A 22,764-nucleotide genomic window follows, 5' to 3' on the forward strand; every position below is an offset into this window, starting at 1 on the left:
CACCACCGAGAGACCAAGACCATGTACCGTTCCACTCTCCTGGCATTGGCCGTGACCGCGGCCGTCGCCAACTTCGCGCACGCCGAACCGGCGTCGCTGCTGCCGGCATCCAACCCGTTTGCCAAGCCGAGCACCCTGCCGTTCAACTATCCCGCCTTCGACAAGATCAAGAACGAGGACTACGCGCCGGCGTTCGAGGAAGGCATGCGCCAGCAGTCGCTGGAAATCGAGGCCATCGCCAACAACAAGGCGGCGCCTACTTTCGAGAACACGGTGGTCGCGATGGAGCGCTCGGGCCAGCTGCTGAACCGCGTCTCGACCGTCTTCTCGAGCCTGGTCGGTGCGAATACCAACGACACCCTGAATGCACTGGACAAGGATCTGGCGCCCAAGCTGGCCGCGCACAGCGACAAGATCCGCCTCAACGAAAAGCTGTACGCACGCATCAAGACCCTGTACGACAAGCGCGACAAGCTGCACCTGGACGCCGAATCGAAATACCTGCTCGAGCGCTACCACACCGACTTCGTGCGCGCCGGTGCCAAGCTGTCCGCCGCCGACAAGGAAAAGCTGAAGGCGTACAACGGCAAGATCGCCGCCCTGCAGACCCAGTTCAGCCAGAACGTGCTGAAGGAAGCCAACGCCTCGGCGCTGGTGGTCGACACCCGCGCGGAACTGGCCGGCATGTCGGACCGGGCGATCGACGTCGCCGCGGCGGAAGCCAAAAAGCGCGGCCTGGACGGCAAGTTCGTGATCCCGGTCGTGAACACCACCCAGCAGGCGCCCCTGTCGGTGCTGACCAACCGCGCGACCCGCGAAAAGCTGCTGGCGACCTCGCTCGCACGCGGCAGCCGCGGCGGCGACTACGACAACCGCGCGCTGGTGCTGGAACTGGCCAAGGCGCGCGCCGACCGTGCCGCGCTGCTGGGCTACCCGAGCCATGCGGCCTACATGCTGGAAGACCAGACGGCGAAGACCACCGGCGCCGTCAACACGCTGCTGGCCGACTTCGCCAAGCCGGCGGTGCGCAACGCCAAGCGCGAAGCGGCCGACCTGCAGAAGGTGATCGATGCCGAAGGCGCGAATGGAGCCACCCCGTTCCAGGCAGCGGCCTACGACTGGAACTACTACAGCGACAAGGTGCGCGCCCAGCGCTACGCCTTCGACGAGAACCAGCTGCGTCCGTATTTCGAGTTCAACAACGTGCTGGTGAACGGCGTGTTCTTCGCCGCCACCAAGGAATTCGGCATCACCTTCAAGGAACGCAAGGACCTGCCGGTGTACGATCCGGACGTGCGCGTGTTCGATGTGTTCGATGCCGACGGCAAGCAGCTGGCGATCTTCCTGCACGATCCGTATGCGCGCGCCAACAAGCGCGGCGGCGCCTGGATGAATGCCTACGTCGGCCAGAACAAGCTGCTGGGCACGCACCCGGTGGTGGCGAACCACCTGAACATCCCGAAGCCCGCGGCCGGCGAGCCGACCCTGCTGACCTATGACGAAGCGCGCACCATGTTCCACGAGTTCGGCCATGCGCTGCACGGCATGTTCTCGAACGTGAAATACCCGCGCTTCTCGGGTTCGCGCGTGCCGCGCGACTACGTCGAGTTCCCGTCGCAGGTGAACGAGATGTGGATGGCCTGGCCGGAAGTGCTGGCCAACTACGCCAAGCACTACCAGACCGGCGCGCCGATGCCGAAGGAACTGCTGGACAAGGTGCAGGCCTCGAGCAAGTTCAACGAGGGCTACCGCACCACCGAGTACCTGGCGGCGTCGATCCTCGACCAGCGCTGGCACCAGCTCGGCCCGGACCAGATCCCGACCGACGTGCTGGCCTTCGAAGCCAAGGCGCTGCAGGACGCCGGCGTCGACTTCCCGCTGGTCCCGCCGCGCTACCGCACCACCTATTTCTCGCACGTGTTCTCGGGCGGCTATTCGTCCGGCTACTACGGCTACCTGTGGGCCGAGAAGCTGGACGCCGACACCGTCGAGTGGTTCAAGGAACACGGCGGCCTGACCCGCAAGAACGGCGACCATTTCCGCAAGACCCTGCTGTCGCGCGGCGGCACCATGGATGCGATGGAGATGTACCGTGGCTTCCGCGGACGCGATGCGAAGATCGAGCCGCTGCTGGAGCGGCGTGGCCTCACCGGCGAATAATGGTTGGCGGAGCAGGCAGATAATATTTCGGTCTGCTCCGTCAGCACGTCGTCCCTGCGAAGGCAGGGACCCAAGTTCCGCGAATATGCGAAAAAATTGGACCCCTGCCTCCGCAGGGGCGACGGTTTTCAAGTCACGTTTCTTTCTTCGCGCGCCAATGCTTCCCCGGCAGGTATAAACTTTCTCCAACACCCCCTATTAACATTGCCCTGCAATGAGTGTTCAAGCCTTACACGGTATTACCTTAGAATCCTTGCTGACCCGCCTGGTCGGGCACTACGGCTGGGCCGAACTCGGCCGCCGTATCGACATCAACTGCTTCATCAAGGACCCGAGCATCAAGTCGAGCCTGAAGTTCCTGCGCAAGACGCCCTGGGCCCGCGACAAGGTCGAGCAGCTGTATCTCGCGACCAGGTTCAACGATTAGAGGAACGCCATGCAGAATGAAAACGAGCAAATGCGTGAAGAAACGCGTGAAGACACCCTGAAGGCGCACCTGAAGGCCCTGCACCGCAGCCTCGAAGAGCGCGGCGAGGTCGACGACGAACTGGAAATGCTGCTGCGCCAGCTCGACGGCGACATCAACAAGGTGCTGGAGCGCCGCGCCGACGATCCGGATGCCAACACCTACGGCCTGGCCTCGCGCAGCCAGGAAATCACGGCGCGCTTCGCGGCCCGCCACCCGACGCTGGAACCGGCCCTGCGCCAGCTCGGCAACATCCTGGCCAACATGGGGATCTGAAACAACAAAAAACCCATTATGGCTGAGCCAAGTCGTTGATATTCAAGCCATTTTTGGGAGGGGGAGGAGAACATAAACTGGAATTCCGGTAGAATACCGGCCAATGAACTCCCCCACCAATCTTTTCGTGAACGTTGCCAAACGTTCCAGCCGTGCGCCCGCCGCCCCGTTCCTGCCCATGTCGCGTGCCGAGATGGACAAACTGGGCTGGGATTCGTGCGACATCATTCTGATCACCGGCGACGCCTACATCGACCACCCGAGCTTCGGGATGGCGCTGGTCGGCCGCCTGCTGGAGGCGCAGGGTTACCGCGTCGGCATCATCAGCCAGCCGGACTGGACCTCGGTCGAGCCCTTCCGCGCGCTCGGCAAGCCCAACCTGTACTGGGGCATCACCGCCGGCAACATGGACTCGATGGTCAACCGCTACACGGCCGACCGCAAGATCCGCTCGGACGACGCCTATACGCCGGACGGCGCGCCGAACAAGCGTCCCGACCGCGCCGTGACCGTGTACTGCCAGCGCGCGCGCGAAGCCTTCCCGGGCGTGCCGGTCATCGCCGGCTCGATCGAAGCCTCGCTGCGCCGCATCGCGCACTACGATTACTGGTCGGACAAGGTGCGCCGCTCGGTGCTGTTCGAATCGAAGGCGGATCTCGTCATCTTCGGCAACGCCGAGCGCGCCCTGGTCGACGTCACCCGCCGCATCGCGGCAGGCGAGAGCATCAAGAGCATCCGCGACCTGCGCGGCACCGCCTTCCTGGTGCCGCAGGGCTGGATGCCTGACGAGGAATGGACAGTCCACAACTCCACCCGCGTGGACGTGCCGGGCCGCATCGACAAGCAGCCGAACCCGTACGCGATGGCGCTGGAAGACCCGAAGCAGTGCGCGCTCGACAACGCCGCGCCCGAGCCGGTCGTCAAACCGATCGTCATCATGACGCGCGAAGAGCGCCAGGCCGCGGCCCGCGAAAAAGCGCGGAAGACCGTGGTGCGCCTGCCGAGTTTCGAGACCGTCAGCGAAGACCCGGTGATGTATGCGCACGCCTCGCGCGTGTTCCACCTGGAGTCGAACCCGGGCAATGCGCGCGCGCTGGTGCAGGCGCACGGCGACCGCGACGTCTGGCTGAACCCGCCGCCGCTGCCGCTGGCCATGGACGAGATGGACAACATCTACGACCTGCCGTACGCGCGCGCGCCGCACCCGAGCTACGGCAAGGCCCACATCCCGGCCTGGGAAATGATCCGTTATTCGGTGAACATCATGCGCGGCTGCTTCGGCGGCTGCACCTTCTGCTCGATCACCGAGCACGAAGGCCGCATCATCCAGAGCCGTTCGGAACCGTCGATCCTGCGCGAGATCGAGCTGATCCGCGACACCACGAAAAACTTCGCCGGCACCATCACCGACCTGGGCGGCCCGACCGCCAATATGTACCGGCTGTCGTGCAAGGAAAAGACGATCGAGGAATCGTGCCGCCGCCTGTCGTGCGTCTATCCCACGATCTGCTCCAACCTGGGCACCGACCACAGCAAGCTGATTTCGCTGTACCGCAAGGCGCGCGCCATCCCCGGCATCAAGAAGATCCTGATCGGCTCGGGCCTGCGCTACGACCTGGCCGTGCGCTCGCCCGAGTATGTGAAGGAACTGGTCACCCACCACGTCGGCGGCCTGCTGAAGATCGCGCCCGAGCATACCGAAGAGGGCACGCTGTCCAAGATGATGAAGCCGGGGATCGGCGCCTACGACGAGTTCAAGGCGCTGTTCGACAAGTATTCGAAGGAAGCCGGCAAGAAGCAGTACCTGATCCCGTACTTCATCGCGGCCCACCCCGGCAGCACCGACGAGGACATGCTGAACCTCGCCTTGTGGCTGAAGAAGAACAACTTCCACCTCGACCAGGTGCAGACCTTCACCCCGACCCCGATGGCGATGGCAACCACCATGTACCACAGCGGCAAGAACCCGCTGCACAAGGTGACCGAGGACTCTGAAACCGTCGAGACCGCGAAGAGCGGCAAGACCAGGAAGCTCCATAAAGCCTTCCTGCGCTACTACGATCCGGAAAACTGGCCGACCCTGCGCGAGGGTCTGCGCCGCATGGGCCGCGGCGACCTGATCGGCAATGGCGAGCGGCACCTGGTGCCGGCGCAAGGTGGCGAAGAGGCCGCCCTGCAGCAGGGGCGCGGCGATCGCCGTCCGGCGCCGAATGCGCCGATGGGGCCGCGCAGCGATGCGGTGCCGCGCGGGCGGGTGATCGAGGTGGCGCCCAAACGTGGCACTGAGCGTGGCGCTGCAGGCCGCGCCGGCGCCAAGACGCGCGGTGGCGACCGGGTCCCGGCGAGCACGCCGTTCATGGCGCCGCCGTCGAAGGTCAAGCCGTCGATCCTGTCGACCATCAAGAGCAAGCCGAAAGGCGCCCGGAAGTAAGCGTTATTCTTTTGTTGGCCGATGCACGTCGCCCCTGCGTAGGCAGGGGTCCAAGTTCTGCGAGCGTTAACGATACGCGTGCAACTTAGACCCCTGCCTTCGCAGGGGCGACGGTTTCAAGCCGCGGGCCGCTATTCAATCCCAGGCCCGGTCCGCGCCGGCATGATCCGCTCGATCTTCTGCTCCAGCACCTCCCCCCGCACCTTCAGTACCCGTTCCGCCTCGTCCACCTTCTTCTCCGTCACCGCATCCACGGCCGGTCCGTCCACGCCCACGATGCGCGGCGTGATCAGCACGATGGTCTCGGTGGTGCTGCCGCCGTCGTCGGTGCTAGAAAACGCGCGGCCCAGCAGCGGCACGTCGCTCAGCAGCGGGATGCCCTGGCGCCGGTAATTGCTGCTGCTCTTGATCAGGCCCCCGATCAGCACCGGCTGGCCGTCGTGCGCGATCAGCTGGGTGTTGACTTCGGTGGTTTTCTTGGACGGGATGCCGCCCGAGACCGAGCCCGAGCTGACTTCCGGCCGCACCTTCATCATGATGCGGCCGTCGATGTCGATCGACGGGGTCACGCGCAGGATCACGCCGGTGTCGAGGAACTGGATCGACTCGGTGGTGACGTTGTTGATGGTGGTGGTGAGACGGTAGCCGAGCTGGTCGCCGACGTTGGTGCTGGCTTCCTGGTCTTCCAGCGCCAGCAGGCGCGGCGTCGCCAGCGTGTGCACGCGGCCTTTGTTGGTCAGCGCCGTCAGGTGGGCTTCGATATTGCTGTTGACGACATTCAGGAAGAAGCGCGGGCCGACCGCGGTCGACAGCCCGGTGGCGCCCGCGTTGTTCGGCCCGTTCTCGTTGAAGATGCGGGTCCAGTCGACCCCGAAGACGTCGCTGCGGTCCAGCGTGATCTCGAGGATCTTGGCTTCGATCAGGATCTGGCGCGGCGGGCTGTCGATCTCGCGCAGCACCTTGGCCGCGCGTGCCAGGCCGGCCTCGTTCGATTCCACCACCAGCGTGCGGGTCGGCTCCAGCACCGTCACCGTGCCGTTGGCGCCGACCTGGCGCATCAGGATGTCGCCGGCCTTCTTGACGTCGGTGTAGCGCACCTTCATCGCACGCACCTGCATCGAGGCCGCCATTTCCTTCTGCGCCACCTTGGCGTCCGAGATCAGGAAGCCGCCGGCACGCTCGGTCACCGCATAGCCGCCGGCTTCGGCGATGGCCTCGATCGCCTCGCGCACCGTCATGTCGTACAGGCTGATCGACACGTTGCCGGTGACGCCGCGCGCCAGCACGATGTTGATGTGGGCGGTGTGCGCGATCATGTTGAACAGCTCGGCGATCGGCGTGTCGCGGAAGGTATAGGACATCACGTTCGCTGCTGCCGTAGGGGCGGCAGGGGTGGACGCCGTGCGTACCTCGGCATGCAGGGCCGGCGCCAGCAGGCACAGCGCCAGGAGCGATTGCCGGAGTTTCATTGCTTGTCCTTTTCAGTCATTGTCAGGAGTTGCCGCTTGCCGGCGCGCGTCACCAGCACGCCGTGGGCGTCGATGCGGACGACGGTGTAGTCGCGCGCCTGGTCGCCGGCGCCGACGATGTCGCCGTCGATGTTGGCAACCGAGCGGGCACCGTTCAGGATCACGGCGCGCAGGTGCAGCGGCGGCGGTTCGGGCGCCGGTTCGGCTGGTAGCGCAGCCGCAGGCGCCGGCGGCGGCGGTGCCGGGCGCACGAAGGGATCGCGCAGCGTGCGCAGTGCCGGCGCCGCTGCCGGCAGGGCCGCGGTGACCGGCGGGAGGGCCGCGGCCATGGTCGCCAGGGCGACGCACAGCAGCGCCAGCATGGCCATGGTGCGCATCATCGCTTCGCCTCCGCTTCATAGGCGCCGAGCTGCAGCTGCACCAGGCGGCGCGCTTCTTCCGGCACAGCGCGCAGGTTCAGGCGCACGATCCCGACCGCCGGCTGGCGCGCCTCGATCCCGTCCAGCCACTCGAGGATGGCGCCGTAGCTGCCGCTGGCCTCGATGTCGAGGGTCTGCTGGCGCAGGCCGGCGATGCTGCGCTGCGCACCCGGCACCGCGCCGCCCACCGTCAATCCGGCGGCACGGGCGCTGGCGCCGGCGGCGGCGATCAGCGCCAGCGGGGCCGGCGCCGCCGGCAGCGGCGGCAAGGACGTCTGGGTAGCGGCGGGCAGCGGTGCCGGCGCGTTCGCCTGGGCCGCGCGCAGCGACACCAGCCGTATCTGCTGCTGGCGCAGCGCCGCCAGCGGCGCCCGGATCGCCAGCGTCCACATCAGGGCGGCGACGATGGCGACGGCGCCGATCGCGACCAGGTTCAGCTGGCGCGCCGGCATGGCCGCCAGCGCTTGGCGCAGGGAAGGTGTCATGGTGTTTTTCCTTGATGGACCAGCGCGCCGGTAGCGCGGAAGTCGATGGCGCCGCCTTCGGCGATACTGCTGCTGACCAGCTGCAGGCCGGCGATGCCGGGCTGGCGTCCGAGCGTGGCCAGGAAGGCGGTGACGGCTTCGTAGCTGGCCGCCTGGCCATTCAGTTCGATGGCGCTGCGCAGGTGCCAGGTCTGGACCGGGGCGGCAGGGCTGGCGCCGGGTGCGCTGAAGGTCTCGGTGCCCTCCGGCAGCGCGGCAGCCGCCACATTGGCGGCGGCAGGGGCGCCCTGCACGTCGCGCTCGATCCGCAGGCCGGTCAGCCAGACCGCGTCGCCCAGCGATGCGTCGAGGCCCCGGGCCAGCGCCGCCAGCTCGCCCTGGCGCCGCAGCGTGCGCAGGACGGCGTGGACCTGCTCCTGGCGGCTGCGCTCGGCCTGCTGCTCGGCGCCGCGCGCACTGTCGGCCTGCGCCTGCGCGGCCACGGCCTCCAGCGCGGTCGCGCTGCGTTCCAGCGCCGCAGTGCGCCAGCGCAGGCCGACGCCGGCGACGCTACCTGCCGCGACCACCAGCGCCAAGGCGATGCCGGCCAGGCGCAGGGTGCGGCGCACGCGTACGCCGTCGCGGTATTCGCGCGGGATCATGTCGATGTCAGCCATGCACGGCTCCCCGCAGCGCCAGCCCGGACGCCAGGGCGATCTCGCGGCCGATGCGGTCCTGGTCCTTGCCCGCACCTTCATGGAAAGCGCCGAACGGATCCAGCAGGTGCACCGGCACGTCGATCAGTTCGCCGATGCGCGCCTGGATGTCCGGGTAGCGCGCCAGGCTGCCGTTCAGGTAGACGCGGCTGATGGTGCTGCCGCGCGTGCGCGAGGCCACGTACACCTGGGTGTGCGCCAGCTCGTCGGCCAGGCCCAGGCAGGCCGGATGCAGCACCTCGTGGATGGTGCGCCGTAATTCCGTGTTGGCGCCATCGGCATGGCCGCGCGTGCCCATGCCGATGCCGTGTTCGCGCAGCAGGCTGGTGGCGGTTTCCGGCGGCAGCTCGAGCGCCGCCGCCAGCGTGGCGGCCAGCTGCGCTTCGCCGAAATCGATCTCGCGGTCGAGCATCAGGCGGCGGCCCCAGATCACGGTGACGAAGCTGCGGGCGCTGCCGAAATTCAGCAGCAGGGTCGACTGGCCGATATCGCTGCCGTGGATCGCGGCCAGCAAACGCGCGATCGCGGCCGGGCCGATGTCGAGCGCCACCGGTTCCAGGCGCGCCGCTTCCAGCGTTGCCAGGTAATCCAGTACGCGCGCCTTGTCGCTTGCTGCCACCAGCACCTGGCGCCCGCTGGTGTCGCCGTCGGCGCCGCGGATCGGGTAATAATCCAGCACGGCATTGGCGGCGTCCACGCCGAGCTGCTCGGTGGCGGCCTTGGCCACGGCCTGGGCTTCGGACTGGTTCGGCGCCACCGGCAGCGTCAGCGGCAGGATGCGGACGTCGGCCGGCGGCAGCGCCGAGATCACGCGGCGGCCCTTGAACGGCGCGGATGCCAGGGCACCGGCGACGAAGCGCGCCAGCTCGGCCGGCGCCGCCAGCAGGTCGGCGCGCGGGATCGGGTAGGGCAGCGAGGCGGCCGCCATCAGGCTGAAGCCACCGTCGCGCGGTGCCGCCTGCACCAGGTTCAGGCCATGGGCGGCAAAGTCGGCGCCGATCGGCGGCGTCGGGGACCGCGCAGGCAAGGCGAACCTTGCCGCAAGCGTGCGCAGGCTCATGCGGACAGGCTCCGCTGGAAGGGCATTATTTCAATCACGGGCACAATTTGCTGAAGGTTACGTTCAGCGCCGGTTCCTGGACGGTGGGCGCCTCGCGGCTGTAGAAGGTCACGCCCTGGCCGGGGTTGGGCAGGCGCAGCAGCATGCCGTAGACTGGCTGGGTGCCGTTGTACCAGGCACTCACGAGCGCGGTCAGGTCAAGGGTGTAGCTGCTGTCGCTCCTGGCGTCGAAACTGGCGATGACCTGCGGATCGTAGTCGCCGCCGTTCCAGGCCACGCCGGGACGGGGAGTGGTCCAGGTCGCCTTGTCATCCCACTGCGTGGTCACCCGGTGCAGGTTGACCGTGCGCTTTTCGCCGCTGCTGCCGTTCTGCACCAGCGTGAGGAAGGCCGACAGGACCATGGAATCCTTGGGAATATCCTTCGTGTCCCAGAACAGCAGGGCATTCGACTGGCTTGACAGCACCAGGCTGGTGTCGGTGTTCTTCGGCGCGGTCAGGCTGGCGTCGATATAGGTGTCCCTGACCCCGCCGCCCAGCGCCTTTTGTTCGGTGCTGCCGAGGTTATAGATATCGATCGGGTTGCGCACCAGCGTGCTGGTGCTGCCGGCGGCCGTGGTCGCGGTGGCGCTGACCGCAATCTGGTGCGGCGCCACCTTGGCGACGTTGATGTTCAGCGTGGCGCCCGGCACCAGGGAAAACGCCGACGGGACGGCGTTGCCGCACTTGATCTGGTTGTACCATTTGCCGGCGGCGACGCCGGCTTCGGCCAGGTAGGCGGCGCTGCGGCGGTCGTACTCGGCGCTCACGGCCTGCACATCCATGCCGGCGGCGCGGTGCATGCCGAACGCCGCGGCCGCCATCACGGCCAGCAGCAGCGCCACCGTGAGCGCCAGCACGCCCGACTCGCGGCGCCGGGCACGCACCGGATTCGACAGCATCGGCGCCCGGCTCATGACGGGCTTCCGATGCGGATGGTCCGGCTGGCGCTGACGGTGGTGCCGTCCGGCGCACGCAGGGTCAGGTCGATCTTCAGCAGCGGCTGGCTGGCGCTGGCCGGCGCCGACAGCTTGAAGGCGATGGCATTCGACGCGATCACGCTGACGCGCGGCGGCGACGGCAGCAGCGTCGTGACGATGGCCCCCAGCAGCGACGTGGTGGTGGCGTTTTCGGTCTCGACCAGGTCGGTTCCGCTGATCGCATACGTCAGCGCCGGTGCCGGCGCGACGCCGGGCTGCAGGACCACGCCCGAGGCGTCGCTCAGGATCGAGGCCGTCGGGGCGCGGCGGGCGATGCGGTCGATGGCGAAACGCAGCTCGCCGTTCAGGCCGAGCGCGTTCTGGACGGCGGCGGCGCCGCTGGACGCATTCTGGAACATGGCGCCGAGCGGCACCATCAGGACCGCCGTGATGGCCAGGCCGAGCAGCAGCTCGACCAGGGTCATGCCGCGTTGAACAGCCTTGCATCTCATCGCGACACCAGCGTGACCAGGGTGTACGGATTGCCGTCGGCGGGATCGGCCAGGGCGACGCTCACGTACAGCAGATAATCGTCGGTTGCCCCGGGGCCGATCTTGCGGGTGCCGTTGGCACCGTAGCGCGCAATGCGCACCGTGCGCGCCGGGCAGGCGGGGTCCAGCGCCACCGGATAGGCCGAGGCATCCGCGGTCGTCGCCAGCGACAGCAGGCGGTTGTAGGGTTCGGCCAGCACGGTCTCCATCAGCGAACTGACGCAATCGAGGTTGCGCGCTGCGGTGGCGGCCACGCTTGGCGCCGCCGCCGCGTCGCGCAGCGCGCTCGCGGCGGGCAGCAGGCAGACGGCGAGCAGCATCATGGCAATGACGGCCTCGAGCAGCGTGAAACCGCCGCTGCGGCGGGTCCGATGGCGGTTCCCGGAGCTGCCCATGATCAGGAGGTGGTGACGCGGCCGTTGACGTCGACCGCGACCGTGCGGGTCACGTTGCCGGCGCCGAGCACGACGGCGCCGCTGCTGAGTGCCTGGGCCTGGTCGGACGCCGTGCCGGTACCGCGCACCGGATTGCCGTTGCCGTCGAAGGCCAGTGTCGCGGCGGTGGTGCGGTCGGCGAACTGGAAGCGGCAGCCGGTGAGCGCGATATTGCTGCCGGCAGGCGCCTGGGCCAGGTTGACCGTGTAGTCCATTTTGCTCAGTGGGTGCTTCAGCATGGTGGCGGCGGCGCCGTTGGTGTCGGGTATGTAGACCGACACCTCGTTGCGGACGGCGTCGCAGCGCAGCATGCGGTAGGCGCCGCTGCGCATGGCTTCCTGGCGCGCGAAGCGCAGTGCCTGGACGACTTCGCCGGCGGCAGTATCGGCGCGGACTTCGGTTACCGGCTGCGCCGAGGGCAGGGCGACCGCCGCAGCGATCGAGATCACGGTACATACCGCCAGCAGCTCGACCAGCGTAAGGCCGCGGCTGCGGCGGCGTTCAGGCATGCCGGAAGTTAAGATCAGTGCTGGTTGAAGGGACGGTTGTTGACGCCACCATCCGCAGCGGTATTGTTCTTGATGAACTGGCCGGTGCCGGTGCTGTATGCCCAGCCTAGGCCGGCTGCTACCGCGACTGGGGCGGCGCCGTTGGCGGGAACGGTCACAGCATTCGAATTACTGAACGGCTCGGTGGGGATGCCCTGGCGCAGGTAAGGACCGAAGCGGAAGGTGGTGTCGCCGGTCGGGCAGGCTTCACCGGCCGCGTTGGTGAACATGGACAGCTGTGCCCGCAAGGCGGCCTCGCCGACTGCTGCCGCAACCGAGTTGCCGCCGTTGTTCGGGCAGACCGTACCGCCGGCAACGGCAACCGCGCCCGGATACACGTTGCCGTTGTGCTGCACCCGATACTGCTCGATCGCGGAACGCACGGTCGCCAAGTTGGAATCAAGCGCCGACAACTGTGCATCGACGGTGCTGGACGAAAACTGCGGAATGGCAATCGCCGCCAGAATCGCCAGGATAATGACAACGATCAGCAGTTCGATCAGGGTAAAGCCGCGTGCAACGCTGCGCTTAATAACGGAGGACATATTTTGAGTTCTCATTTTGATTTGGGTCATCGGGTGACGACTTAATGTGACGAATCTGATAGTTCCGCAGAGTAACACGAAATTATTGGTAATCCTCGGCAAGTTTCTATCTATCGAGCAACTGTGGCGTAGCTTTAACAATGATGCTCAGTGGATCGCGCTGGAGAGCTTGAAAATCGGCAAAATCAGTGAACTGACGATCGTGCCGACCACGGCGCCCATCACAATCAGCATCACCGGCTCGGCCAGCTTCGACAGTTGCGCCAGCTGCCGGGTGAGATCGCGGTCGTAGGCGTCGGCGATGCGTCCCATCACGCGGCCGAGGGTGCCGGTGGCTTCGCCGGTCGCCACCATCTGGCGCACGGCCGGGGGAATGAACGGGCTGCGCTGGAAGCCGGACGAGATGCCCTTGCCTTCGGTGACGTCGCTTTCCAGCCCCAGGATGAATTGCTGCACGTCGTGGTTGGCGACCACCGCGCGGCAGGCTTCCAGCGTGGCCAGCACGGTCACGCCGCGCTCCAGCGAAATGCCCATCACGCGCAGCAGGCGGGTCAGGTAGATCTTGGCGAACACGTCGCGCAGCAGCGGCAGGCGCAGGGTGGCGCGGTCGATCGCGAGCCGGGCTTCGGGGCGGCGCGCCAGCATCCAGCCGAGTGCGCACAGGCCGGCCACGCATGCCGCCACGATGGCGCCATGCGCGGTCAGCAGCTTGCTCACGTCCATCAGCACGCGCGTGGTCCAGGGCAGCCTGTCGCGGATACCCTCGAACATCACGGCAAACTTGGGAAACACCGAGATCAGGATGAACAGCACCACCGCCACCGAAAACGTCATCAGGATCAGCGGGTACGACAGCGCCGACACCAGGGTCCGGCGCAGCCGTTCTTCCTTCTCGTCCATCTCGACCAGCTGGTCGAGCACCGCGGGCAGGAAGCCGCCGGCTTCGCTGGCCGCGACCAGGTTGACGTAGGTTGTCGGGAACAGCGCATGCCTGGTCAGCGCGCTCGAAAAACGTTCGCCGGCCAGGATATCGTCCGATATCGCCGTGATCATGGCGCGCAGCGCGGGCTGCTCGCTCTGCTCATACAGCGATTGCAGGGCGGTGTGTAGCGGCACCCCGGTCTCCAGCAGCAGCGCCAGGCGTTCGGTGAACAGCACGCGCTCGCGCACGCCCAGCGGCCGGCTTCCCAGCTTGTACCAGGGGGCCGCCGCGGTGGCTGCGGGCGCGTCCGCGCCGGCGGCAGGCAGGTCGAATTCGATCGGCATGGCTTACAGCGAATGCACCACGCGCGCGATTTCCTCGGGCGTGGTGTGGCCGTCGAAGGCGCGCGCCATGCCGTCGGCGTACAGGTCGTGGTGACCGGTGGCGGCGACGTGGGTGGCCATCTGCTCCTTGCTGGCGTTGGCGACGATCATGCGCTGCAGATCGGGGCCGACTTCCAGCAATTCGTAGATGCCCAGGCGTCCCTTGTAGCCCGAGTCGTAGCAGGCCGGGCAGCCGCGTCCGCGCACCAGGCGCAGGTCGCCCTTGCCGCGCCAGCGGTAGGCCGCCGCCATTTCCGGCGTGGCGAGATAGCTGGTGCGGCAGCCCTGGCAGACGCGCCGCACCAGGCGCTGCGCCATCACGCCGATCAGGGCCGACGACAGCAGGTACGGTTCCACCCCCATCTCCACCAGGCGCGAGACCGCGCCCAGCGTGTCGTTGGTGTGCAGCGTGGTCAGCACCAGGTGGCCGGTCAGCGCCGCCTGCACCGCGATTTCCGCGGTCTGGCGGTCGCGCACCTCGCCGATCATGATGATGTCCGGGTCCTGGCGCAGCACGTGCTTCAGGATCTTCGGGAAGGTCAAGCCGATTGCATCGTTGACCTGGTTCTGGTTGATGATGTCGAGCTGGTATTCGACCGGGTCCTCGATCGTGACGATGTTCTTTTCGATGCTCTTGAGGTGGCTGATCGCGGCGTACAGGCTGGTGGTCTTGCCGCTGCCGGTCGGGCCGGTCACCAGGATCAGGCCGTGGCTGCGCCCCAGCAGGCGCTTGAAGGAACCGACCGCGGTCTCGTTCATGCCGAGCTTGTCGACGTCGAGGATCGACTGGTTCTTGTCGAGCACGCGCAGCACCACCTTTTCGCCGTAGATGCCGGGCAGCGAGGAAAAGCGCAGGTCGACCGTGCGGCCCTGGGTCGCGACCTGGATGCGGCCGTCCTGCGGCAGGCGCCGTTCGGCGATGTCGAGGTTCGCCATCACTTTCAGGCGCGAGACGATGGCCGGGTGCTGCTCGACCTTGGGCGCCATGATCTCGTACAGCACGCCGTCGATGCGCAGGCGGATGCGCGCGCGGTTGCGCGAGATCTCGATGTGGATGTCGCTGGCGCTGTCGCGGATCGCGCGCTGGATCACCGCGTTGACCATGTTGATGACGGGGCTGGCGCCGGCCATCTCGTCGATCTGGGTGTAGTCGTCCGGGATCGTGGACTGGATCAGCTCGAGGTCGTTGGCCTCGCTGTGCACGAATTCGGGCAGGGAGCCGCCGTAGGCATCGTCGGCCAGGCGCCGGATGTCGGCCGGCGGCGCCACCACCACCCGGATCTTGCAGCCGGTGCGGGTGCGCATCTCGTCGAAGTAATGGATCGCCTGCGGCTCGGCGGTGGCCACGGTCAGCGTGCCGCGCACGCTGAACAGCGGCAGCACGTTCAGGCGGCGCGCCACGTCGCGCTCCAGCAGTGCCAGCGCGGCCGGATCGTACATGCCGGCGCGCAGGCTGACGTAGGTGAGCCCGAGCTGGTCGGCCAGCGCCTGGTACAGCACCGTCTCGGTGATCCATTTTTTCTCGACCATGATCAGGCCCATGCGCTTGCCGGTCTGGTCCTGCAGGCGCGCCGCCTCGGCCACCTGCTCGGCGCTGGCGGCGCCGCGTTCGACCAGCAGGTCGCCCAGCTTGGCGCCGGCCTGCGCCGCCTTCCTGGGCGCGCCGGTTTTCGCATCGAACAGCGGCAGCTGTTCCTGCAGGCCGGTGGCGGCCAGGATTTCCTGCAGCAGCGGACTCGGATAGGCGAGCTTGAGCCAGCCGCCCAGGCCGGCCAGGCGTTCGCCCATGTCGGCCAGCATGCCGAGCGCGCGCCCCGACAGCAGGGTCACCTTGGCCAGGTCGATCACGATCGCGACCTGGTGGCGGCCGATGCATTCGCTGAGGGCCTCCTGCAGGTCCTTCACCGCCTCGTCGGCGACCAGCGCCGCGCCGGGGGCGAGATAGGTCATCGCGCCGATGCGGCTGCGCGTGATGCTGCTCGCGCCGGCGTTGGCAGCGGCGGATAAAGCGCTGTCGTTCATGCCATCTCGGCGGCGGCCGGCGCCGGATCGCGCTGGATGCCGAAGCGCGCGATCCATTCGGGCTCGAGGCGGCACACCTGTTCGAACACGGCGATCACGCCCGGATCGAGCTGGGTGCCGGCCACGCGCACGATTTCCGCCATCGCGACCTCGTGGCTGCGGCCGGCGCGGTAGGCGCGCGAGCTGGTGATCGAATCGTAGGTGTCGGCCACCGCGATGATGCGCGCGTTGTACGGGATGTCGTTGCCGGCCAGGCCATGCGGATAGCCGGTGCCGTCGTATTTTTCCTGGTGGTGGCGCGCGCCGGGGACCGCACCGTGCAGGCGGTCGATGTGGCGCAGGATCTCGTAGCTGCGCTCCGGGTGCACCATGATGAAGGTGAACTCGTCGCGGGTCAGGCGGCCTGGTTTGCACAACACCGCGTCCGGGATGCCGATCTTGCCGACGTCGTGCAGCAGCGAGCCCCAGAACAGGTTGTCCAGCTCGCGCGCCGGCAGGCGCAGCGCGCGTCCGATCTCCATCGCGATGTGGTGCACGCGCTCGGAGTGGCCGCGCGTGTACGGGTCCTTGGCTTCCACCGCCTCGATCAGCGCCGCCGCCATCTGCTGGTTGAACTTGCTGGTCTCGGCCAGCATGCTGTGCATGCGCGACAGGCTGGACAGGTGATTGGCCAGCACCTCGCCCAGCTTGCGGTCGCTGTTGCTGAAATCTTCCTTGTGCGCGTGGTTCAGCAGCACCAGGATCGCCACCACCGACTTGTCCTGGAACACCGGGCAGCACAGGATTTTAAAGGGCATGTCGGTGAAGATGTAGGCGCGGCGCGGGTCGCCCGGCTCGTTCATGACGATCGGCTGGCGCGAGGAGTGGGCGAAGCGGTACAAATCGCCGCGCATCTCGACCAGCACCAAATCGAGGTTGTGGATCGGCTTCGACAGGTTGGTGGCCGACACGCACAGGTTCTCGCCCGGCTTGATGAAGGCGGCGACGTCGGCGTCCATGTGCTCGGCCCAGCTCTCCAGCAGGCTGCCGAACACGTCTTCGCCATTGTCCATGTCCTGTACCTGGCGGTCGATCGCGTACACCAGGTGCAGCTCTTCGTAGCGGTCGGACAGCTCGCCGGCCATCTGGTCGAGTTCGCCCTGGCGCCGGCATTCGTCGGCCAGCGCGGCGGCGACGTCTTCCAGGCCCTCGGCCAGCGCATCCCATGCGAAGGGCACGCCGCCCTCCGGCGGCGCGGCGGCTTCGCGCACGCCGATCCAGCCGGCGACTTTGCCCTTGACCGTCACCGGGGCATATAAAAGGGAGAAGCCGCCGGCGTCATGGCGCTGCATGCCGTCGCCGCTGGCGCTCCAGGCGAAACCGCCTGCGGCCAGGCCGTCCAGCCAGGCCGCCAGGTCGCCGTGCCCGGGCGCGGTCCAGCAGGGCATGCCGGCGGCATCGCAGACCAGCAGCGCGAGTTCCTTGCCGCAGCTGCGCTGCAGCCAGCGGGCGTAGCGGTCGTAGTCGAGATCGAGGTCGGGCAGGGCGGGAAGAAGGGGGGACATGGAGGCTCCAGCGGGGTTCAAGCGAAGTACCTGGCGAGGCGCGCCACCAGCTGGCGCGGACTCAGGGGCTTTTCGAGGAATTCGGTGTTGGACAAGGCACGGGCCCAGTCGCGCTCCTCGAGCGCGGTCATGGACGTCATCACGAAGATCGGGAAGTCGTGGTCCGGATAGGTGGAACGCGCGAGCGGGCACAGGGTGCGCCCGTCCATGCCGTCCATCTGGATGTCGCTGATCAGGACGTCCGGCAGCTGCTGCGCCATGCAGGCCAGCGCCGCATGGCCGTCGTGCGCGACCGTCACGGCATAGCCGGCCTTTTCCAGTGCCAGGCGCAGCACGCGCGTGACGTGGGGTTCGTCGTCGACGAGCAGGATATGTCGTTGGGTCATAAGGTCACCACGCCGGTGGCTGCCGGCGCAATCTTGAGGTGAATGGAGAAGGTGCTGCCGATGCCGGGCTCGCTGTCGAGCGCGATGCGGCCATGGTGCAGCTCGACGATCTGCGCCGCCAGGTACAGGCCGAGGCCGTGGCCGCCGCGCGCCACCTTGGCATCGCGCTCGCTGACGCGGTAGAACTTGTCGAAGACGCGCTCGCGGTCGGCGCCGGCGATGCCGATGCCGGTATCGCGCACGCTGATCACGATCTCGTGGTCTTCGTTACGGGCCGACAGCAGCACGCTGCCGCCCGGGCGGTTGTACTTGATGGCATTCGTGAGCAAGTTGTTCAGGGCGATGCGGAACAGGTCCTTGTCGATCGCCACCGCTTCCAGTTCGCGCGGCAGGTCGAGCGACACGCGCAGCTGCTTGCCTTCGGCGCGCGGCAGGGCGTGCTCGTAGGCGTCGCGCAGCAGGTCGTCGAGGCGCACGCGGTTGCGTTCCGGGCTCATGCTGCCGGTTTCCAGCTTGCTGACGTTGAGCAGGTTGCCGACCAGCGCATTCATGCGCTCGATCTCGTCCTGGATCACGTTCAGCGATTCGACGCGCAGGGTCTCGTCGTCGGCGTCGGCATCGGCCAGGGTTTCGGCGTACATGCCGATCACGTTCAGCGGCGACTTCAGTTCGTGCGAGACGTGGGCGACGAAATCGTTGCCGGCCTGGCGCGCCAGCTGTTCGCGGGTGACGTCGCGCAGCACCACCAGGGTGCCGAAGGCCATCGCGCCGTGGGCCGCCGTGAGCGGCTGTACCGTCGCCGACAGGTACTTGCCTTCGACGTTGGCCGGGGTGAAGTCGACGCTGTGCGCATGCAGGGTGTCGCGCTGGTTGCCTGCATAGCGGGCCAGCAGGGTGCGCAGCGCCGGATCGCGGCACCAGGCATCGACCGGCTGCTCGAGGATGGCGTCGACGGCCACGCCGAGCAGGGGCTCGACCTTGTCCGAGGCGAAGGTCACCAGTCCGCCCGGCGCCAGCATCAGCAGGCCGTCCGGCAGCGACTGCAGGGCGGCGGTCAGCTTCTTGCTGCCGTACTGGAGGACCTGGTTGTCGGCGCTGGCGTTCAGGCTGCCGCGTTCGAGCTGGGCGATGCGCTGGCTGGCGAATTCCAGGTAGGCCTGCAGGCTGCCGGCCAGTTCGCGCACGTCGCTGGCGCTCGCCTGTTGTGCAATTCCAACATCGCCGAGCTGGCGCAACTGGCGCCCAAGCGCATCCAGCGGCGCCATTTCGCGCTTGATCACGACATACACCAGCGGTACCAGCAGGAACATCGTCAGCGCCAGCAAGGCCAGGAACTGGACGTCGCGCGCCAGCACCGCGTAGCCCGGCTGGTGGAAGCCGACCCGCACGAAAGCCTGGCCTGCACTGCGGTCGTAGAGTGGGCCATAGAATTCGATCAGTCCGTTCGGCAGGGTGCGCTGGCCGAAGCTGGTGGCCGCTTCCGGCGGCAGTGCGGCGCCCGGCACGAAGGTGCCGCGGCCGGCGACGTCGGCCAGCGTACGACCGTTCGCATCCAGGATGGCGGCGTAAGCGAGCTCACCATTGTTCTGGTACGCGAACAGGGTATTCAGTACACTCGGACCCTGGGAGTCACTGTCGAGGTATTTGAACGGGATCCTGCTGAGCGCGCGCACGAGGCTGACGCCGCTGGCGCGCACTTCGGCGCTGCGGCTGGACTGCTGGCGATGCACGAGGAGGATGACGACCAGGGCAATGACGACCAATGCGCCTGCGATCAGGGCGATGCCGATGCGGTTGAGTTTCATTCTTTGCAACCTTGTGGCATAAATGTTTCGTCTTGGTAAGGTCTGTCACTATAGAATGGGTGGTTGCTGTAAGGCAAACTGTTTTCAAGTGTGCGCTGCTGTGAAGCAACATATGTCGCCCGGGTCGGGAATTCTGCCGTGCAACCCCCCAACTTGAAATTGTGTAATATAGTTCTTTTGGGAAATATGCGTTATATAAAATACATCGATGCTGTATGGATAGCGCCCCGAGGATAATCAGTGATCGATAATCAAACCTTCATGTTGGCGATCGGCGTCGGCAACATTGTGTTTGCCCTGCTGATGGCGGGCTACATGCGCAATGTCGACAACACCCCTGCGCTGCGCTACTGGATGTGGGCACGCCTGCTCGGCGGCGTCGGCCAGGCGTGCTGGTGGCTGGCGCCGGTCGTCAACCTGCCCGTGATCGACATACTGACGCCGTTCGCCTGGATCGGCGGCGTGATCATCGAAGTGGCCGCTTACTGCCTGTTCTTCGGCATGCCGCATTGGCGCCGCCTGGCCTACCTGGCCGCGCTGGCATCGGGACTGGTGCTGGTGGGGGCGATGGCGGCAGGCGTGTCGCGCCTGCAGATGCAATGGATCGTATCGCTCATCATGGCGTGGTTCGCCGCCTGCGCCGCGGTGCTCCTGCTGCGCGAGCGCGGGGCGTCGCTGCTGCAGCGGATCATCGGCGTCAACGACGCCCTGTTCGCGCTGGCGATCGGCGCCTGGATCGTGTTCGAGCATGGCCGGCTGGACGTCGCCATCACGCCGGTGGGCGGCGCGACCTACCTGCTCAGCTATATGATGATGATCGTCAACGGCTTCGGTTTCCTGTTGCTGTGCAAGCAAAAGGACGACCTGCAGATGCAGCGCCTGGCCACCATCGACGGCCTGACCGACACCCTGAACCGGCGCGCCTTCTTCGAACGCGCCGAAAGTGCGCGCCTGCTGGCGCTGCGCCTGCGCAAGCCGATCGCGCTGATGATGCTCGACCTCGACCATTTCAAGCGCCTGAACGACGGCTTCGGCCACGCCTGCGGCGACGAAGCCCTGCGCGTGTTCGCCGATACCGCGCGCGGCGTGCTGCGCGACCACGACCTGATGGGCCGCCTGGGCGGCGAGGAATTCGCCCTGGCGCTGCCCGGCACCGGGCTGGAGGGCGCGCTGCACGCGGCCGAACGCCTGCGCGTCGCCGTGGCCGAAGCGCCGCTGCTGTCGTGTGCCGGCAGCTACCGGATGACGGTCAGCATCGGCCTGGTGATGATCGACACGGGCGAGGAATTGACGGCGGCGCTGGCCCGCGCCGACCACGCCCTGTATGTGGCGAAGACCACTGGACGCAACCGCGTCGAAGTCGGACCGGCGATGCTGAAACGGGCGTGAACAGTCTGTAAATTGTGGAATCCGCGCGCCGGATACGTGTCGTAATTTTGCCGCAGAGCATCAAAATCCGGCAGTGCGCTGTTATACTGCCTCCGTGCTGCACCAGCCATCCGCGCTGGTTTGCAGCCTGACCGGGGCGATCCCCCGGCGTCACCAGCAAGTCTCCTGCGTCGCCGCCTCCGGCGCGCTGCTCCATCAGAAGGAATCCACCCGTGAAGAACCTCAAGATCGGTGCCCGGCTCGGCATCGGCTTTGCCATTGTCCTATCCTTGTTGCTCGTACTGACCGTGACCGCGCTGGGGCGCATGCAGTCGGCGGGCGACCTGACCTACCGCCTGGTGAATACGAGCATCAAGAACCAGCGCAACGTGGCCGAATGGGCCAAGCTCATCGAGTTGAACAGCGCGATGATCGAAACCGTGTTCGTCGCCAGCGATCCGGCGATCGTCCGCGATGTGGCGGAGCGCATGAAGGCAGCGTCGAGCCGCTCGAATGAACTGCAGGAGGCGATCGAAGGCTCGCTGCGCAACGAGGGCGTCAAGGCGCAGTTCAAGGTGGTCAAGGAAACGCGCATGACCTACCTGGCGGCGCGCGAAGCCCTGTTCAAGGCCAAGCTGGAGGCCAATGACCCACTGGCGGTCACCATCTACCGCGACCGCATGAAGCCGGCCACCGCCGCCTTCACCACAGCCATTTCCAAGCTGGCAACCATGCAGATCACGGCGGCCGACGGCGTCGCCACCACCATCCTCGACTCCTACGCCAGCACGCGCACCCTCCTGATCGTCCTCGGACTGGCCGCGATCGGCCTCGGCATCGCCTGCGCCATCCTGATCACGCGTTCGATCACGGCGCCGATCCACCAGGCCGTGGCGCTGGCCGAAAAAGTGGCGTCGGGCGACTTGAGCAGCCGCATCCAGGCCACCAGCCGCGACGAGACCGGCCAGCTGATGCGCGCGCTGGGCGCGATGAACGACAGCCTGGCCGAGATCGTCGGCCGGGTGCGCAGCGGTACCGGCACCATCACGGTTGCCGCCGGCGAGATCGCGGCCGGCAACCAGGACCTGTCCGCGCGCACCGAACAGCAGGCCGGCTCGCTCGAGGAAACCGCGGCCTCGATGGAAGAACTGACCTCCACCGTGAAGCAGAACGCGGAAAACGCGCGCCAGGCCAACACGCTGGCGGCGCAGGCGTCGAGCATCGCCGACCAGGGCGGCGCGATGGTGGCCGAAGTGGTCGCCACTATGGGATCGATCGATGCCTCGTCGCGCAAGATCGTCGACATCATCAGCGTCATCGACGGTATCGCCTTCCAGACCAATATCCTGGCCTTGAACGCGGCGGTGGAAGCGGCGCGCGCCGGCGAGCAGGGCCGCGGCTTTGCCGTGGTCGCCTCCGAGGTGCGCAACCTGGCCCAGCGTTCGGCCACCGCGGCCAAGGAAATCAAGGCCCTGATCGACGATTCGGTGCAGAAGGTGCAGGCCGGCAGCAGCCAGGTCGACCGCGCCGGCACCACCATGACCGAGATCGTCAGGAGCATCGGCCAGGTGACCGTCATCATGAACGAGATCGCCAGCGCCAGCGAAGAGCAACGCGCCGGCATCGAGCAGGTGAATCACGCGATCGTCGAGATGGACCGCGTGACCCAGCAGAATGCCGCGCTGGTCGAGCAGGCCAGCGCCGCGGCGCAGGCGATGCAGGACCAGGCCGGCGAGCTGGAACAGGTGGTCGGCACCTTCAAGCTGGCGCATGGCGACGTGCGCGGACAGGACCGGCACATGACGGCGCCGGCAGGCCGCCTGGCGCTGTCCTGATC

At 67.1% G+C, this 22,764-nt stretch carries 21 protein-coding genes; 6 read left to right on the top strand and 15 right to left on the bottom strand.

What is annotated here, in order from left to right:
* Positions 1-21 precede the first annotated feature (21 nt).
* From FBX97_RS22590 to FBX97_RS22605, 4 genes are all read left to right on the top strand, one after another.
* A complete protein-coding gene (locus FBX97_RS22590) occupies positions 22-2,160 on the top strand; it encodes a M3 family metallopeptidase (protein WP_141836813.1) in 2,139 nt (712 codons plus the stop codon).
* Between the two features lie 214 nt (positions 2,161-2,374).
* On the top strand, positions 2,375-2,587 hold the full coding sequence (locus FBX97_RS22595) for a VF530 family DNA-binding protein (protein ID WP_141836814.1): 213 nt from the start codon (positions 2,375-2,377) through the stop codon (positions 2,585-2,587).
* A 30-nt stretch (positions 2,588-2,617) separates the two neighbouring features.
* Complete coding sequence (locus FBX97_RS22600) at positions 2,618-2,902, top strand: DUF4404 family protein (protein WP_141837143.1); 285 nt, start codon at positions 2,618-2,620, stop codon at positions 2,900-2,902.
* A gap of 103 nt (positions 2,903-3,005) precedes the next feature.
* The gene (locus FBX97_RS22605; RefSeq protein WP_141836816.1) at positions 3,006-5,333 is read left to right on the top strand and encodes a YgiQ family radical SAM protein; all 2,328 of its coding nucleotides are present in this window, start codon (positions 3,006-3,008) and stop codon (positions 5,331-5,333) included.
* Between the two features lie 131 nt (positions 5,334-5,464).
* Here FBX97_RS22605 and FBX97_RS22610 read toward each other — a convergent pair whose 3' ends face one another.
* From FBX97_RS22610 to FBX97_RS22675, 15 genes are all read right to left on the bottom strand, one after another.
* Positions 5,465-6,802: a type II secretion system protein GspD gene (locus tag FBX97_RS22610; protein ID WP_141836818.1), complete on the bottom strand. Its 1,338-nt coding sequence runs from the start codon at positions 6,800-6,802 to the stop codon at positions 5,465-5,467.
* The gene (locus FBX97_RS22615; protein WP_141836820.1) at positions 6,799-7,182 is read right to left on the bottom strand and encodes a hypothetical protein; all 384 of its coding nucleotides are present in this window, start codon (positions 7,180-7,182) and stop codon (positions 6,799-6,801) included. Before FBX97_RS22615 ends, FBX97_RS22610 begins: the two co-directional genes overlap by 4 nt.
* A complete protein-coding gene (locus FBX97_RS22620; protein ID WP_141836822.1) occupies positions 7,179-7,706 on the bottom strand; it encodes a hypothetical protein in 528 nt (175 codons plus the stop codon). Before FBX97_RS22620 ends, FBX97_RS22615 begins: the two co-directional genes overlap by 4 nt.
* Positions 7,703-8,362 carry a PilN domain-containing protein gene (locus tag FBX97_RS22625; RefSeq protein ID WP_141836824.1) on the bottom strand — a complete coding sequence of 220 codons (660 nt, stop codon included), beginning with the start codon at positions 8,360-8,362 and terminating at the stop codon, positions 7,703-7,705. Before FBX97_RS22625 ends, FBX97_RS22620 begins: the two co-directional genes overlap by 4 nt.
* The gene (gene pilM / locus FBX97_RS22630) at positions 8,355-9,461 is read right to left on the bottom strand and encodes a pilus assembly protein PilM (protein ID WP_141836826.1); all 1,107 of its coding nucleotides are present in this window, start codon (positions 9,459-9,461) and stop codon (positions 8,355-8,357) included. The genes FBX97_RS22625 and pilM overlap by 8 nt, the downstream gene beginning before the upstream one ends.
* A 34-nt stretch (positions 9,462-9,495) precedes the next feature.
* Positions 9,496-10,416: a DNRLRE domain-containing protein gene (locus tag FBX97_RS29700; protein WP_185748694.1), complete on the bottom strand. Its 921-nt coding sequence runs from the start codon at positions 10,414-10,416 to the stop codon at positions 9,496-9,498.
* Positions 10,413-10,931, bottom strand: coding sequence for a PilW family protein (locus tag FBX97_RS22640; protein ID WP_141836830.1), 519 nt, complete (start codon positions 10,929-10,931; stop codon positions 10,413-10,415). Before FBX97_RS22640 ends, FBX97_RS29700 begins: the two co-directional genes overlap by 4 nt.
* A complete protein-coding gene (locus FBX97_RS29705; RefSeq protein WP_185748696.1) occupies positions 10,928-11,365 on the bottom strand; it encodes a prepilin-type N-terminal cleavage/methylation domain-containing protein in 438 nt (145 codons plus the stop codon). The genes FBX97_RS22640 and FBX97_RS29705 overlap by 4 nt, the downstream gene beginning before the upstream one ends.
* A gap of 2 nt (positions 11,366-11,367) precedes the next feature.
* Entirely contained in the window at positions 11,368-11,913 is a 546-nt protein-coding gene (locus FBX97_RS29710; protein ID WP_185748697.1) for a Tfp pilus assembly protein FimT/FimU, read from the bottom strand.
* Positions 11,914-11,927: 14 nt separating this feature from the next.
* The gene (locus FBX97_RS22650; protein WP_221631853.1) at positions 11,928-12,527 is read right to left on the bottom strand and encodes a prepilin-type N-terminal cleavage/methylation domain-containing protein; all 600 of its coding nucleotides are present in this window, start codon (positions 12,525-12,527) and stop codon (positions 11,928-11,930) included.
* A 117-nt stretch (positions 12,528-12,644) separates the two neighbouring features.
* Entirely contained in the window at positions 12,645-13,763 is a 1,119-nt protein-coding gene (locus FBX97_RS22655) for a type II secretion system F family protein (protein WP_141836832.1), read from the bottom strand.
* A 3-nt stretch (positions 13,764-13,766) separates the two neighbouring features.
* Positions 13,767-15,824: an ATPase, T2SS/T4P/T4SS family gene (locus FBX97_RS22660; RefSeq protein ID WP_185748698.1), complete on the bottom strand. Its 2,058-nt coding sequence runs from the start codon at positions 15,822-15,824 to the stop codon at positions 13,767-13,769.
* Positions 15,821-17,368: an HD-GYP domain-containing protein gene (locus FBX97_RS22665; RefSeq protein ID WP_141836836.1), complete on the bottom strand. Its 1,548-nt coding sequence runs from the start codon at positions 17,366-17,368 to the stop codon at positions 15,821-15,823. The genes FBX97_RS22660 and FBX97_RS22665 overlap by 4 nt, the downstream gene beginning before the upstream one ends.
* A 17-nt stretch (positions 17,369-17,385) precedes the next feature.
* Complete coding sequence (locus FBX97_RS22670; protein WP_141836838.1) at positions 17,386-17,754, bottom strand: response regulator; 369 nt, start codon at positions 17,752-17,754, stop codon at positions 17,386-17,388.
* Positions 17,751-19,559 (bottom strand): cell wall metabolism sensor histidine kinase WalK, encoded by a 1,809-nt coding sequence (locus FBX97_RS22675; RefSeq protein ID WP_141836839.1) that lies wholly within the window; start codon positions 19,557-19,559, stop codon positions 17,751-17,753. The genes FBX97_RS22670 and FBX97_RS22675 overlap by 4 nt, the downstream gene beginning before the upstream one ends.
* Before the next feature lie 240 nt (positions 19,560-19,799).
* On the opposite strand from FBX97_RS22675, the gene FBX97_RS22680 reads away from it, so the two are divergent.
* Positions 19,800-20,948, top strand: coding sequence for a GGDEF domain-containing protein (locus tag FBX97_RS22680; protein WP_141836841.1), 1,149 nt, complete (start codon positions 19,800-19,802; stop codon positions 20,946-20,948).
* Positions 20,949-21,160: 212 nt separating this feature from the next.
* A complete protein-coding gene (locus FBX97_RS22685; RefSeq protein ID WP_141836843.1) occupies positions 21,161-22,762 on the top strand; it encodes a methyl-accepting chemotaxis protein in 1,602 nt (533 codons plus the stop codon).
* Positions 22,763-22,764: the final 2 nt, after the last annotated feature.

The organism is Herbaspirillum sp. SJZ107 (assembly GCF_006715485.1).
Lineage (GTDB): Bacteria > Pseudomonadota > Gammaproteobacteria > Burkholderiales > Burkholderiaceae_D > Telluria.

Bases quoted from the DNA above. Each gene is read 5' to 3' on its own strand.
- FBX97_RS22590 (WP_141836813.1), top strand. From the start codon at position 22: ATGTACCGTTCCACTCTCCTGGCATTGGCCGTGACCGCGGCCGTCGCC.
- FBX97_RS22595 (WP_141836814.1), top strand. From the start codon at position 2,375: ATGAGTGTTCAAGCCTTACACGGTATTACCTTAGAATCCTTGCTGACC.
- FBX97_RS22600 (WP_141837143.1), top strand. From the start codon at position 2,618: ATGCGTGAAGAAACGCGTGAAGACACCCTGAAGGCGCACCTGAAGGCC.
- FBX97_RS22605 (WP_141836816.1), top strand. From the start codon at position 3,006: ATGAACTCCCCCACCAATCTTTTCGTGAACGTTGCCAAACGTTCCAGC.
- FBX97_RS22610 (WP_141836818.1), bottom strand. From the start codon at position 6,802: ATGAAACTCCGGCAATCGCTCCTGGCGCTGTGCCTGCTGGCGCCGGCC.
- FBX97_RS22615 (WP_141836820.1), bottom strand. From the start codon at position 7,182: ATGATGCGCACCATGGCCATGCTGGCGCTGCTGTGCGTCGCCCTGGCG.
- FBX97_RS22620 (WP_141836822.1), bottom strand. From the start codon at position 7,706: ATGACACCTTCCCTGCGCCAAGCGCTGGCGGCCATGCCGGCGCGCCAG.
- FBX97_RS22625 (WP_141836824.1), bottom strand. From the start codon at position 8,362: ATGGCTGACATCGACATGATCCCGCGCGAATACCGCGACGGCGTACGC.
- pilM (WP_141836826.1), bottom strand. From the start codon at position 9,461: ATGAGCCTGCGCACGCTTGCGGCAAGGTTCGCCTTGCCTGCGCGGTCC.
- FBX97_RS29700 (WP_185748694.1), bottom strand. From the start codon at position 10,416: ATGAGCCGGGCGCCGATGCTGTCGAATCCGGTGCGTGCCCGGCGCCGC.
- FBX97_RS22640 (WP_141836830.1), bottom strand. From the start codon at position 10,931: ATGAGATGCAAGGCTGTTCAACGCGGCATGACCCTGGTCGAGCTGCTG.
- FBX97_RS29705 (WP_185748696.1), bottom strand. From the start codon at position 11,365: ATGGGCAGCTCCGGGAACCGCCATCGGACCCGCCGCAGCGGCGGTTTC.
- FBX97_RS29710 (WP_185748697.1), bottom strand. From the start codon at position 11,913: ATGCCTGAACGCCGCCGCAGCCGCGGCCTTACGCTGGTCGAGCTGCTG.
- FBX97_RS22650 (WP_221631853.1), bottom strand. From the start codon at position 12,527: ATGACCCAAATCAAAATGAGAACTCAAAATATGTCCTCCGTTATTAAG.
- FBX97_RS22655 (WP_141836832.1), bottom strand. From the start codon at position 13,763: ATGCCGATCGAATTCGACCTGCCTGCCGCCGGCGCGGACGCGCCCGCA.
- FBX97_RS22660 (WP_185748698.1), bottom strand. From the start codon at position 15,824: ATGAACGACAGCGCTTTATCCGCCGCTGCCAACGCCGGCGCGAGCAGC.
- FBX97_RS22665 (WP_141836836.1), bottom strand. From the start codon at position 17,368: ATGTCCCCCCTTCTTCCCGCCCTGCCCGACCTCGATCTCGACTACGAC.
- FBX97_RS22670 (WP_141836838.1), bottom strand. From the start codon at position 17,754: ATGACCCAACGACATATCCTGCTCGTCGACGACGAACCCCACGTCACG.
- FBX97_RS22675 (WP_141836839.1), bottom strand. From the start codon at position 19,559: ATGAAACTCAACCGCATCGGCATCGCCCTGATCGCAGGCGCATTGGTC.